At 63.3% G+C, this 12,216-nt stretch carries 15 protein-coding genes and 1 pseudogene; 5 read left to right on the forward strand and 11 right to left on the reverse strand.

What is annotated here, in order from left to right:
• The first annotated feature begins 26 nt into the window (after positions 1-26).
• A complete protein-coding gene (locus NXT3_RS29680) occupies positions 27-836 on the forward strand; it encodes a class I SAM-dependent methyltransferase (RefSeq protein WP_097524467.1) in 810 nt (269 codons plus the stop codon).
• Between the two features lie 241 nt (positions 837-1,077).
• The gene (locus tag NXT3_RS29685) at positions 1,078-1,527 is read left to right on the forward strand and encodes a DUF4168 domain-containing protein (protein WP_176536554.1); all 450 of its coding nucleotides are present in this window, start codon (positions 1,078-1,080) and stop codon (positions 1,525-1,527) included.
• 67 nt (positions 1,528-1,594) lie between these two features.
• Here NXT3_RS29685 and NXT3_RS29690 read toward each other — a convergent pair whose 3' ends face one another.
• From NXT3_RS29690 to glgX, 6 genes are all read right to left on the reverse strand, one after another.
• Positions 1,595-2,257 carry a DUF6766 family protein gene (locus tag NXT3_RS29690; protein ID WP_097524465.1) on the reverse strand — a complete coding sequence of 221 codons (663 nt, stop codon included), beginning with the start codon at positions 2,255-2,257 and terminating at the stop codon, positions 1,595-1,597.
• 44 nt (positions 2,258-2,301) lie between these two features.
• Entirely contained in the window at positions 2,302-2,784 is a 483-nt protein-coding gene (locus NXT3_RS29695; protein ID WP_097524464.1) for a hypothetical protein, read from the reverse strand.
• Positions 2,785-2,843: 59 nt separating this feature from the next.
• Positions 2,844-3,281 (reverse strand): CBS domain-containing protein, encoded by a 438-nt coding sequence (locus NXT3_RS29700; protein ID WP_037416514.1) that lies wholly within the window; start codon positions 3,279-3,281, stop codon positions 2,844-2,846.
• 85 nt (positions 3,282-3,366) lie between these two features.
• Positions 3,367-3,612 carry a DUF2934 domain-containing protein gene (locus NXT3_RS29705; RefSeq protein WP_097524463.1) on the reverse strand — a complete coding sequence of 82 codons (246 nt, stop codon included), beginning with the start codon at positions 3,610-3,612 and terminating at the stop codon, positions 3,367-3,369.
• A 69-nt stretch (positions 3,613-3,681) separates the two neighbouring features.
• Positions 3,682-3,864 (reverse strand): hypothetical protein, encoded by a 183-nt coding sequence (locus NXT3_RS32835; protein ID WP_234819615.1) that lies wholly within the window; start codon positions 3,862-3,864, stop codon positions 3,682-3,684.
• A 13-nt stretch (positions 3,865-3,877) separates the two neighbouring features.
• A complete protein-coding gene (gene glgX / locus NXT3_RS29715; protein WP_104841238.1) occupies positions 3,878-6,004 on the reverse strand; it encodes a glycogen debranching protein GlgX in 2,127 nt (708 codons plus the stop codon).
• Positions 6,005-6,168: 164 nt separating this feature from the next.
• Here glgX and treZ point away from each other — a divergent pair, with 164 nt between their 5' ends.
• Both treZ and NXT3_RS29725 read left to right on the forward strand, forming a co-directional pair.
• Entirely contained in the window at positions 6,169-7,941 is a 1,773-nt protein-coding gene (gene treZ, locus NXT3_RS29720; protein ID WP_097524462.1) for a malto-oligosyltrehalose trehalohydrolase, read from the forward strand.
• Between the two features lie 83 nt (positions 7,942-8,024).
• The gene (locus tag NXT3_RS29725; RefSeq protein WP_097524461.1) at positions 8,025-8,666 is read left to right on the forward strand and encodes a UdgX family uracil-DNA binding protein; all 642 of its coding nucleotides are present in this window, start codon (positions 8,025-8,027) and stop codon (positions 8,664-8,666) included.
• A 4-nt stretch (positions 8,667-8,670) separates the two neighbouring features.
• On the opposite strand, the gene NXT3_RS29730 is transcribed toward NXT3_RS29725, so the two are convergent.
• The 3 genes and pseudogenes from NXT3_RS29730 to NXT3_RS29740 all read right to left on the reverse strand — a co-directional run bounded on the left by NXT3_RS29730 (position 8,671) and on the right by NXT3_RS29740 (position 9,948).
• Entirely contained in the window at positions 8,671-9,393 is a 723-nt protein-coding gene (locus NXT3_RS29730; RefSeq protein WP_104841437.1) for a glutathione S-transferase, read from the reverse strand.
• A gap of 42 nt (positions 9,394-9,435) precedes the next feature.
• Positions 9,436-9,673, reverse strand: a pseudogene (locus tag NXT3_RS29735) (DUF3175 domain-containing protein); the annotation flags it as partial.
• Between the two features lie 59 nt (positions 9,674-9,732).
• The gene (locus tag NXT3_RS29740) at positions 9,733-9,948 is read right to left on the reverse strand and encodes a hypothetical protein (protein ID WP_037416507.1); all 216 of its coding nucleotides are present in this window, start codon (positions 9,946-9,948) and stop codon (positions 9,733-9,735) included.
• A gap of 143 nt (positions 9,949-10,091) precedes the next feature.
• Between NXT3_RS29740 and NXT3_RS29745 the strand changes: the two genes are divergently transcribed.
• Positions 10,092-10,418 (forward strand): hypothetical protein, encoded by a 327-nt coding sequence (locus tag NXT3_RS29745; protein WP_037416505.1) that lies wholly within the window; start codon positions 10,092-10,094, stop codon positions 10,416-10,418.
• A 107-nt stretch (positions 10,419-10,525) separates the two neighbouring features.
• On the opposite strand, the gene NXT3_RS29750 is transcribed toward NXT3_RS29745, so the two are convergent.
• Both NXT3_RS29750 and NXT3_RS29755 read right to left on the reverse strand, forming a co-directional pair.
• Positions 10,526-10,789, reverse strand: a complete 264-nt coding sequence (locus NXT3_RS29750; protein WP_097524460.1) for a hypothetical protein — start codon at positions 10,787-10,789, stop codon at positions 10,526-10,528.
• 75 nt (positions 10,790-10,864) lie between these two features.
• Positions 10,865-12,148 (reverse strand): DUF763 domain-containing protein, encoded by a 1,284-nt coding sequence (locus NXT3_RS29755; RefSeq protein ID WP_104841239.1) that lies wholly within the window; start codon positions 12,146-12,148, stop codon positions 10,865-10,867.
• Between the last annotated feature and the right edge of the window lie 68 nt (positions 12,149-12,216).

The following is a 12,216-nucleotide window of genomic DNA, read 5'->3' on the forward strand; positions in this document are numbered from 1 at the left end:
TTCCAAACAGGAGAGGCGGACTGGTAATGAGCGACGTGGCGGCGGGCCGGAACTACGATCTTCGCGACGAAATCAAGGCCTATTGGTCGGAACGTGCCGCCACTTTCGATCTCTCGCCGGGACACGAAATCTTCTCCGAGGAAGAGCGCGCCGCCTGGCACCGGCTTTTCCTGCGCCATCTCGGTCACGGTGAAGGGCGCGCCGCACTCGACCTTGCGAGCGGCACCGGCGTCATCTCACACCTGCTCGACGATCTCGGCTTCCAGGTGACCGGTCTCGACTGGGCCGAGCCCATGCTCGAGCGGGCACGTCAGAAGGCAAGAAGCCGCAAGCGTGCCATTTCCTTCCGCATGGGCGACGCGGAAAGCACGATGGAGCCGGACGACCACTATGACGTCATCGTCAACAGGCATCTGGTCTGGACGCTCGTCGATCCGGCCGCGGCCTTCGCCGAATGGCTGCGCGTGCTGAAGCCCCGCGGCACGCTTCTGATCGTCGACGGCGATTTCGTCAATACGGGTGCGCTGGAGCGCCTGTTCTCGAAATTGAGCGCCTGGGGACAGCGCACCGGCGTTTTCAAGCCGGACGCACCCATGCACTCGCGCGAGATGATGGAGGCCCACCAGAGCATCCTCTCCCGTGTCCATTTCGCCAACGGCGCACGCGCCGAGGCCGTGGTCGAACTCCTTACGGCCACCGGCTTTACGGACATCATCGTCGATACCGATCTCGGCGAAATCCACCGGACGCAGGCGAAGAACTGGAACCTCTTCAAGGGGCTGGCGAGACGCAGCCAGCATCGTTACGCGATCCGCGCAAGCAAGCGCGCCGCCTGACCGGGCGGCACTTCGCCGCCACCACTGGCTGTACTCGCTTTCTGGTTCGAGAGAAGCGCGGGGCCACAAAGCTGCCGCGCAATGGTCAGCAAATTGCCCCGAGATCGCCCAACCGAGCACTTTTGAGGGCTACATGGTCTATCGCCGCTGCGTCACACACGACACGGAGCGGTTGAGCAAGGCGGTATTGCTGCCGATCACGTCATGCACGTCCAAGAGGGCACGTCCAAGAGGAATGAATATGATCACTCGTTACACCCCCGTTGCATCGCTGACCGCTGCAGTCTTCGGCCTGATGGTCGTGAGCCCGGCCTCGGCGCTGGAACTTGCCCAGGCCCAGGAAACACAGCCGGCGCAGCAGACGGCCCCGGCTCAACCCGGCGCCAAGGGTGCCCCGATCAGCGAACAGAAGATCGAGGCCTTCGCGGTCGCCTACCTTCAGGTCGACAAGGTCCGGCAGGAATATTCCGCCAAGATCGGCGCGACACAGGACGCGGCTGCAAAGGAGAAGCTGCAGAGCGAAGCCAGCCAGCAGATGGTCAAGGCCGTCGAGGCCTCGCCGAACATCTCTGTCGAGGAATATACGACCATTCTGACGGCCGCGCAGAACGATCCGGCGCTTGCCAAGAAGGTCCAGGAAAAGCTTCAGGGCACAGCGCCTGCCGAGCAGGCTCCGGCACAGCAACAATAAGCTTCCCGCCCGCCGATGCTTCCGGCGTTCCGACGTCAGGTCGGGACGCCGGAAGCGTTTCTGGCTTCTACTTTCCGGTTGCGCTTATCGGGGCCGCGACCGGCTTCGATTCCGGCGATCCGCGGAAACGCAGGAAAATCGAGAGCAGAACCAGCAGCAGGGTGGAGAGGAACTCCGATTGCCAGTTCTGAAAACACTCGAACCAGAACTCGGCATCGGCCAGTCGCGTCCAGAGGCCGACAGACGGCTCGCCATGGCGCATCGCCTCGACATTTGCGGCCGCGGCGCTGGCGCGCAGATGGAAAACGAAGCTCAGGACGAACAGTGCAGCAAGCACGATGCCCAGCGAATAGGAATAGAGCGTCCTTATCAGCGGCCCTTGCCGAACGGCCCAGGGTGCCTTCGGATCGTTCTTCTTCTCGCGAGGATCTTCGTCCACCTCGTCCTGAAGGACGTCCGGGTCCTTGGACTCGGCCGAGCCACGCTGGTAGAGGAACGCCGTCAGGCAGACATAGGCCGCCATCTGCAGAAATTCGCTCTCCCAATTTTCGAAGAGAGCGGACAGGAAATGGCCAGTGGAGAGATATTCGACGACGGTCACGGTCCCTTCGCCGTGCATGATAGCCTCTTGATTGAAGGCATGAGTGCCGGCGAAAACCGTGCCCGCGATGGTTGCGGCAGTGAGAATGGTCAGTGTAATGCTCAGCCCGTGGTCACGCAGAAGCGACATTCACTTTCTCCGCCATTGCGGTTCTACGCTCAATCCAACGTGCATCAGGTGACGAGCCAGAAGAAGGTTCCCGCCACCAGAATGAAAAGGGCGATTGCAGCAAGCAGGCGAAGCATCCCGGCATTCGTCGTATCGCCAAGCATCCTGTTCCAGGTCTCTCCGCCCGTTCCTTCGTCACTGCTTTCCTGATGTTCCTGAGTTGCGGCTTCCTGTACCGTTCGGCCTTGGTCGTGTTTCGGCCTGATCGGTTGAGCGCCGCCGCTGAAATCGCGCGGCGAAGGTTGCGGCGGGTCGACCGACATTCCGGCGCGCAAGTCCTGGGCGCCGCCGCCCGCGTCCGAAGCGTCCGCTATGTGGTCTTCGCCGGAAGCATTCTCTGGCTGCGACTGCAGGTGCGCTGTCCTTTGCGGCTGCGGCCCCAGGCGACGAGCCGGCCACGATACATCGGGCGACTGCGACGTCCGGCGCGGGCGCTGCTCCGCGGGGCGACCCTTCCCAAGCTCTCCATTGTCCTGCTTTTGCGGCATGCTGCCTCCATGGCTTGGCGCCCTTCGCGGGCGCCAATTCGATTTTCAAAGGGAGCGTGTCAGTGCCGGCCGGCCTGATTGTGCTCGCCGCCGGGCATGGTCACGCCCTTCAGGCCCGCGCCCGCCGCGGCGGGCTGCTCCCGCGCGGCGTCAGCCAAAGACACGATGCCGACGAGGCGCTTGTCCCGATTGACGACGGGGAGACGTCGCACCTGGATATCCCCCATGTTCCGCGCCACGTCGTCCACCTCTTCGTCCTCGAAGCAATATTTGACGTCTGTCGTCATCACGTCGCGCACTTTCGCCTGCGGATCGAGTCCGTCCGCCACGCCGCGCACGACGATGTCGCGGTCCGTCACCATGCCGACAAGGCGGTCATGGTCTTCGACCGGCATGAAGCCGATGTCGTTGTCCGCCATCTGCCGCGCCACATCCCTGATCGTGTCGTTGGGGGTGGCGAGATGAACGTCCCTGCTCATGATATCCGATACATGCATTGTCCTGCTCCTTTCTCGGAAGGTGCTGTCCGATCAGCCGAGCCGTCCGGGACCAGGCCGAATCAGACAGGTCGGAGGCGGCATTTCAGTGCGCTCGCGCTCCGTTCCTGGCAGTTTTTGCGCGCGGTGCAGGCGGCTTCGGGCTCGACACGGCATTGGTCGTACCCTCCGTTTCGAGGCTCTCGCCTCCGTTGGGGCTGGACGTGCCTTGCCCTTCCATTTCCCGCGCTGCCTGCTCCCAATGGCGCAGGTGTTCGCCGTCCGGACGGCCTTCCTGCTCCCAGATCGCGTAAGCCCTGCGCTTGATGAGCTCTTCCCTGTCGTGTTCCATGTCCCTTACCTCGCTGATGAAGCCTCGTCGGCAAAATGCAAACGGGACGACCGCCCATTTGTTCCATGCTTAAAACCTGTTCCAGTAACGCTCGCCGGAGCCGCCGCCATAGCGCGGCGGCTCCGGATTCTCATCGGGATTCGGTACCGGCGCCTCGTCCGGAAGGCGGTCGGGTTCAGGTTCGCCGATAGGCGGTTCCGGATCCCTCGGCGACGGTGGCGGAGCCTGACCCGGCTGACGCGGATTTTGCACTGCTGCCTCTTTTCTACGCGCCCGCAAGCGCAGTTGTTGTTGGCGCCTCCTGCTCGCCAGAGTCTTGTGGAACGAAAGCGGCGACGCTCTGCGCGCGGACCGTTTCCCGCTCCCTGGCAACGGTCTCGGTAAAGGCGTCGTCTTCGGCCGTATTGAGCGCCCACCGCCAGCCTTGCGCCCCGTGCACAGGCGGAAGCGCGACATCGCAGTCGCCGCCGGCGTTGAAGACGAGAAAGATCTCTTCCGCCGGTGCCTCGTTAGGGGAGAGGTGGCAGAGATAGACGCCGAGGATGCGCAATTCGCCGTCGCCCCATGCCGGCTCGTCCATCATGCTACCGTCGGGCTTGTACCAGGCAATCTCGATACGTCCGTGCTCGTCGGTGGCCCCTTCCAGGAAATTCTCCTGGCGCAGCACCGGGTTCTCCCGCCGGAAGGCCGTCATCTTGCGGCAGAAGGTAAGGAACGCCTCGTCAGAGCTGCTCCAGTCGATCCAGCCGATCTCGTTGTCCTGGCAATAGGCGTTGTTGTTGCCGCCTTGGCTGTTGCCGAGTTCGTCGCCGCCGAGGATCATCGGAACGCCCTGGCTCATCATCAAGGTGGCGACCATTGCACGGCGGCGGCGCCGGCGCGCCTCGCCGATCCCGGGATCATCGGTCGGCCCCTCGGCGCCCATATTGTCCGAATGGTTGTCCGAGTGGCCGTCGCGATTGTCTTCGCCATTGCCCTCGTTGTGCTTCTCCGTATAGGAGACGGTGTCCATCAGCGTGAAGCCGTCATGTGCGCTTAGGAGATTGACGGAGGTGGTCGCCGCCCGGCCGGAATGATTGAACTGGACCGGCGAGCCCGTGAGCCGTTCGGCGAGCACCGGCACGACGCCGCCGTCTCCCTTCCAGAAGCGACGGACATCATCGCGGAAGCGATCGTTCCACTCGCGGAAGGGCGGCGGGAAACCGCCGAGCTGATAGCCGCCGTCGCCGATGTCCCACGGTTCGGCGATGAGCTTGACGCCGGCCAGCATCGGGTCTTGCCGGATCGCATCCAAAAAGCCGCCCTCGCGATCGAATTCCATGTATTCGCGCCCGAGGGCGCTCGCCAGATCGAAGCGGAAACCGTCGATGTGCATGACGCCCACCCAGTAGCGGAGGCTGTCAAGCACCATGCGCAGCACCATCGGATGCGCGACGTTCAGCGTGTTGCCGGTGCCGGTCATGTCATAAGTATGCCGGGGCTGCTCCGGCGACTGGCGGTAATAGCTGAGATTGTCGAGACCTCGGAAGCTGAGCGTCGGCCCCTGTTCCGAACCCTCGGCTGTATGGTTGTAGACGACGTCCATCAGAACCTCGATGCCGGCGGCGTGGAAGCGCTTCACCATCGCCTTGAACTCGGTAATCCTGGTGCCCTTCATGTAGCGCGCATGCGGCGCGAAATAGCCGAGCGGCTGGTAACCCCAGTAGTTCCTGAGGTTTCGCTCGATGAGGTAGCGGTCGTCGAGGAAATATTGCACCGGCAGAAGCTCAACCGCGGACACGCCGAGTTTCATGAGATGATCGATGATCGGGTCGCTGGCCATGCCGAGAAAGGTGCCGCGCAATTCGTCCGGCACGCCGGGATGCGTCATGGTCATGCCGCGCAGGTGAGTCTCGTAGATGATCGTCTCGGTCCAGGGCCGGCGGATCGCCTCTTCGCCGTCCCAGTCGAAGTTCGGATCCTGGACGACGCCCTTGACCATGAACGGAGCGCTGTCCCGCTCGTCGAAGGAAAGATCGCCCTCCGGGTTGCCGATCGTATAGCCGAACAGCGCGTCGTCCCAGACGAACTCCCCCGCCACCTGCTTGGCATAGGGATCGAGGAGCAGCTTGTTCGGATTGAAGCGATGTCCGTTTTGCGGGTCGTAAGGTCCGTAGGCGCGGTAGCCGTAGAGCGTGCCCGGCCCCAGCCCCTCGATATATCCGGACCAGATGTCGCCCTCCCGCTTCGGCAGGGGCAGCCGCGCCGTTTCCTTGCTGCCATCCTCGGAAAAGAGACACAGCTCGATTTTTTCGGCATGGGCGGAAAACACCGCGAAATGGGTGCCCTGGCCGGTGTATTCGGCGCCAAGCTCCGGCTTCAGAAAATCGAGTTCGGAGAAAGCCACATTCATTCGGTGTCGTCGCGCCCCCTGCAGCGTCGTGGAAGTGAGGGGGCAACGCCGATGGCGGCAACTTTGTTCCTGCCGAAGCTCGGCGACGATTGATTGCCGCGGAACTTTCGACCCGTCGACGCAGTTCTCGTCTCTTGCCGATCTCGCAGCATCAAGGAAAATGAATGACCGATTCTGTCCGGAAAACCTGGGGCGCCGAGCTCACCTCAGACGACGTCGCACATTTTCGCCTGTGGGCCCCCGACGAGCAGGCGGTCCGCCTCGTTCTTGCCGATGTGCCGCACTCGATGCGCGCGCTCGACAGCGGCTGGTTCGAAATCTCTGCCCGGGCGCAGGCAGGCGATCGCTACTGGTTCGAACTTTCCGACGGAACCCGCGTCGCCGATCCTGCCTCTCGCGCCCAGCCAGAAGGAGTTTCCGGCCCGTCGATGCTCGTCTATCATTCGGCCTACCAGTGGAAGGCTTCCTCCTGGCGCGGCCGGCCCTGGGAAGAGGCAATCATCTCCGAGCTGCATGTCGGCTGTTTTACGCCGGAGGGCACCTTTAGAGCGGCGGCCAAGCGGTTGCCGCATCTCGCCGAGGCCGGGATCACCGCCATCGAGATCATGCCCGTCGCGGAGTTTCAAGGCGAGCGCGGATGGGGCTACGACGGCGTTCTGCCCTATGCGCCACACCATGCCTATGGCACTCCCGACGATCTCAAGGCGCTGGTCGATGCGGCGCACGGGCTCGGCATGATGGTCCTGCTCGACGTCGTCTACAATCACTTCGGACCGGAGGGCAACAGCCTCCCCCGTTACGCCAGCCGCTTCTTCAACCGCGACCGGCCGACCCCATGGGGTGCGTCGATCGCCTTCGAGGAACCCGCCGTGCGCCGCTTCTTCATCGACAACGCGCTCTATTGGCTCGGTGACTTCCACTTCGACGGGCTGCGCCTCGATGCGACGGACCAGATCCGAGACACCAGCCAGCCGCATTTTCTTGCCGCCCTGGCCCGCGAGGTGCGCGAAACTTTTGCCGACCGCAGCATCCATCTGGTGGTCGAGGATGCCGACCGTCGGCGCAATCTGGTGCGGCGCAACGCCGACGGGACAATCGCTCTCTTCACTGCCGGGTGGAACGACGATTTTCACCACGGCCTCCATGTCATCGCAACGGGCGAAGACAGGGGCTTCTATCGGCCCTTTGCAGCGCGCCCTTGGCAGGCGACGCGCGAGGCCATGACCGACGGCTTCGCCTCGACCGAAACGATCGAGTCCCTCCCTCAGCCGGAGGGCCAAGTGCCGCCGCAGGCGCGCGTGAGCTTCCTGCAGAACCACGACCAGATCGGCAACCGCGCCTTCGGCGAGCGCCTCGTCTCGCTCGCGAGGACTGACCAGCTGAACGTGATGACCGCGATGCTGATGCTTTCGCCGCAGATTCCGCTGCTCTTCATGGGCGAGGAATACGGGGAAAGCCAGCCGTTCCTGTTCTTCGCCGACTATGCGGGCGAACTCGGCGCGGCCGTTCGGCGCGGGCGGCAGGAGGAAGCCGAGAAATTCGGCGGCATGCCGCCCGGCAAGACGGCAGAAGATCTCCCCGATCCGATCGATCCCGAGACCTTTGCCGCTTCGAAGCTTCGCTGGGAACGCGCCGAGAGCGCGGCCGGCAGGACTCACCTCGCCTTCATGCGCGACCTCGCCGATATCCGGCAGCGGCACATCGCGCCGCTGATGAGACAATGCAACCTTCCGAGTTTCGAGGTCCATTCCGCTCGCGACGGCATTGTCGCCGTTGACTGGTCGTTCGGCGGCCCGGTGCTCGAGTTGCGCGCCAATCTCTCCGCAGGCAAAGCCGCCGTACCGCCGATCTGCGGCGAGCAGATATTCGGCGCACTTAAATTGGACGGACGTGAGTTGCCGGGCCCAAGCATCGTTGCTGCCGTACGGTCCAATTAACGTAGCGAACGGAACATGGTCGGAGCCTGTCGGTTTAGCCGATTGCACGACTGAAATGGACCGAGGCTCGTGTCTTGAAAGCCATGCCGACTGAACTTGTAAAAATGGGTCCGGCCCTTTCCGGCGAGCACGCTGATGCGCCCTCCATTGCAGCGTTGCGCAAGCAGGCCGAGGGCTGCGAGCGTTGCGATCTCTACAAGCATGCGACGCAGCTCGTGTTTGGCGAGGGACCCGGCAAGGCCCGCGTCGTCCTTGTCGGCGAACAGCCCGGCGATCGCGAGGATCTGGCCGGGCGGCCCTTCGTCGGCCCGGCGGGACGTATTCTCGACGAGTGCCTGCATGAGGCAGGCATCGATCGCTCAAGCTGCTATCTCACCAATGCCGTCAAGCATTTTAAGTTCGAGCAACGCGGCAAGCGCCGCCTGCATTCGCGGCCCAATGCGGGCGAGATCCAGCGCTGTTCCTGGTGGCTCGGCGCAGAGCTCGAGCAGCTGCGGCCCAAGGTCGTCGTCGCGCTGGGTGCAACGGCGCTTTCGTCGCTGCTCGGACGCCGCGCCGGCGTGATGAAAAACCGCGGCGACCTGGTCGCCACGCCCGCCGGATACCCGGTGCTCGTCACCATCCATCCCTCCTATCTTCTCAGAATTCAGAACAGGGACGACGCCGCGGCGGAACGCGCCCGCTTCGTGAAAGACCTCGCCCAAATCGCCGGCCACGTGGATTAGCAACTCAGGACGGTCGGTCGAGTTCGGGATAGCGGCGGAAAATGCAGGACTCGTTGAAGGGCAAGCGCCTGTCGGAAGCCAGATAGCTCATGATCCGCGGTCGCGCCGCGACCGAATCATGCAGCGCAATCAGCGCCGGCACATGCTCTTCATTGGCACGCATCGCGTTCGGAAACGCGTAGCGGAGCCCCTCGACCAGGTGGAACAGCGAAAGATCGACATAGCTCGGTCGCCCGCCGACGCTATGCTCCGGGCCTTCCGGATTTTGGGCGAGAACGCGTTCGAAATAGCCAAGATATTTCGGGAGCCGCTCGGATAGGAAGTTCTCCGCCCGCTTCGACGCTTGCGGTTTCTGCTCCTCGTAATAGAGCGACACGCCTATCGGATGGTGCGTGTCGTGGATTTCGGTAACGAGATCCGTCACCGTCAATTGCAGGCCGTTGGCAACGTGGCGCAGGCCCTCATCCTCGGGCGTCAGCCCCAGCCTCGGGCCGAGATAGAACAGGATATTGGCGACGTGGGAGATGAGCAGTTCGCCATCGACCAGAAAGGGGGGCGCGAAAGGGCTGGTGGCACCGCCAGCATCCTTCATCAGCTTCAGCATTGCATCTGTGCCGCCCGGCTGGCGCGCCGCATCTACATAGTCGGCGCCTGCGTCCTCCAACGCGAGCCGCACAAATTCGCCGCGGCCGGGAATTCCGTCCCAGTAATAGAGCGTGAATGCCATGAAATCCCTCGTCTCCCGGTTCAGCCTGTGGGCTCCCGCCCGAAAATCCCTCCTGAGTTCGTCCTTCGCCTGTTCGAGCACGCACCGCTGTTCGTCGGCCAATCCAGAGGCCTGCCCTGTTGATATAGAAGGTGAGCATCGACATCGCGGACCGGTAGGCGCTCGACTTACGGCGGTCGCTCGCTTCCGCCGAGCGTCTCAGGGAACGTGCAATCTTCCGCGGATCGTCCGAGGCATAGATACCGGGCTCGATGTCCAGCGCATTGCTATGCGCCGTCACCTCTTGCGACCATTTCGTCGTCTTTTTACTGCCGTTGCCCTTCGGGCCCCATCAGCGGCTCAGCGCAGCCACACGGGCAATTCGGAAGCCTGCCGAAATTCGCGCGCCCGGTCCTTCCAGCCGAGCTTTTCCCAGGCGAATTGCTGGGCCGCCATCCTTGCCGTCTCCTTCGTGGGATAAAAATCAGGCAACACATAATCCTTGTCGCCACAGCAGAGCAACGCTCTCCCGCTCATCAGGTCGAAATGAAGCTCTAGGCATTCCTGTGCATGCATCGAATCCCTCCCGGACATGATTCACAAAAACGGCCCTCGCGAGAGGAAGTTCCAACGACATGAAAAGAAGCTCGCAAATCCGCATCGTACCACCGGAACAACGGAGGCTTCCCGGAGTTTAGAGCGCTTACGGGAGACCAGCCATGAGCAAGCACGGAAAAGCGCGATCCCCGACCGTCGCACGCCCTCTTGATCCGCACGGTGTCGACGAACCGATCGATGCGTCGGAACGTCATGCGGCAGAGACCAGTGGTACGGTCCGGCAACAGATCACTGACCTGCAGGAGCGCATCGCCGAGCTCGAGGCAGAGATCGATGCGATTGCGACCGAGGCGCATACCGCAATCGGTACGCTCCCCGGCGCCGACCGGATCGAGACGGCAAAGGATGTGGTTACCGAGAAGCGCGACGAGATTCAGAGGCTGAGGGCACGGCTGGAGGAAATTCAAAGGCTCGTCGCGACGCGTTAGCTTCTCCAACTCACCCGCGGCGAGGCCGGTTCAAAACACGTCATACCTCAAAATAGGCGCGCCATACGGCGGCGGCCTGAACAGGGTTTCCTTGCAAGTGTCCGCTCTCACTCGCGGTCGACGAACTTGAAGAAACGGCTGACTTTCCCCTCCGCGGTCCGGTCCTGATAAAGGAAGGCCAGCTTGTTCTCGTCGAATATGCTGAAGAAATCCTCCCAGGAAATCTCCTCCAGCCTCTCTTCCGGCTTTCCAAAGTCGATGCGCAGCAAACCGCCGTCGGATGCCCCCTTGACGCGGGCCGGATGGCCGTCGCGGCTCTCTGCCCATTTGCGGATCGTGTCGTGATCGGTCGTTGTTTTCGAAGCGCTCACCGGAACCTCCTTCGGTTGGGGATGTCTCGCATCTCGCCCCTCTAATCGATCGGTCCGGTGATTGTTCCCGTGAGCTCAGCTGCGGCTGCGGCCCTTGACGGCGGCAGCGTCCCTGTGGTCTTCCTTGTCCTCCGGCTCCCAGCCGAACACGCTCCGCCCGCCAAAGCGGGCAGAATTTCTGAACTCGCCGGCAACGATCTCCTTAAGATCCGGGCCGGTGACGTAGCGCTCCAACTGGCGCGACTGCTCATCGAGCCGCCGCAAGGCGGCGAGTTCCTCCTCTCGCCCGAGCCGCCCTTTCTGCACCGCCGATTTCATCACGTTGATCGTCTCGTCATAGACCTTGAGCGGCACCGGGAAGGGATGACGGTCCTTGCCGCCATGGGCGAGCGAAAAACGAGCCGGGTCGGAAAAGCGGCACGGCGTGCCGTGCACCACCTCGGCGACCATCGCGAGCGCCTTGACGGTTCGCGCGCCGACGCCCGGCACGAGAAGCAGTTCCTCGAAATCCTTCGGCCCGCGATCAGCTGCGGCGGCGAAATTGCCGTGCAGGCGCCGCATGTTCACGTCGCTTTCGCGCACGTCGTGATGGGCCGGCATGAAGAGGTGCGGCAGCATCGGCTGGGCCGGAGCCGGCAGTCCCGGCCCGCGCGCCTCGATCGTCGCCAGCTCGCGCATGAGGCCATCGGGTCCGAGCGCGCTTAAAAGGTCGAGCTGGCTTGCCCGCGAGGCGCCGGCGCGCCGGTCCGCAAGGTTGATGATCTTGCCCTGCTCCCGCCCCTCGATCGCCGCATGCGGCGAGTCGACGAAGCTATCCAGGCCTTCGGAAAGCCAGTGATAGCGCCGTGCCTGCCGTCGGTCGCCATTCATGCCCTGCTGGACAACCACCCAGCTCGCATCGTCCGTGACAATGAAGCCGTGAAGGTAGAGATCGAAGCCGTCCTGTACGGCGGCACTGTCGACCTTGGCGACGAGGCGGCTCGCCTCGGCAAGCCTCGCGCCGTCGAACCCGATGCGTTCGCCGATCACGACAAGTTCGCCCGGGGTCATTCGGGAATGCCGGCCACGGCCGCCGCAGACGTGAATGCCGAGTTCGCCCGAAAGCGGCGTCAGGCCACGCTTCAAGGCGCCGATGACGCTGGTGGTGATCCCCGACGAATGCCAGTCCATGCCCATCACCGCGCCGAAGGACTGGAACCAGAACGGGTGCGCAAGCCGCCTCAGGAATTCGTCCCGTCCATAATGATGGACGATCGCCTCGGTGATCAGAGTGCCGAGGCGTGTCATCCGGTCGCCCAGCCACTTCGGGACCCGGCCGCCATGCAGCGGCAGATCCGCATTGCCCGCTCGTTGCGCCATGTCTCGGCTCCTCGTCGTATCGTCTTTGATTTAACCCTACATGCTTCGGATGTTCGCGGAAAGTTCTC

The sequence above is a fragment of the Sinorhizobium fredii genome (assembly GCF_002944405.1).
Classification (GTDB): Bacteria; Pseudomonadota; Alphaproteobacteria; order Rhizobiales; family Rhizobiaceae; genus Sinorhizobium; species Sinorhizobium fredii_C.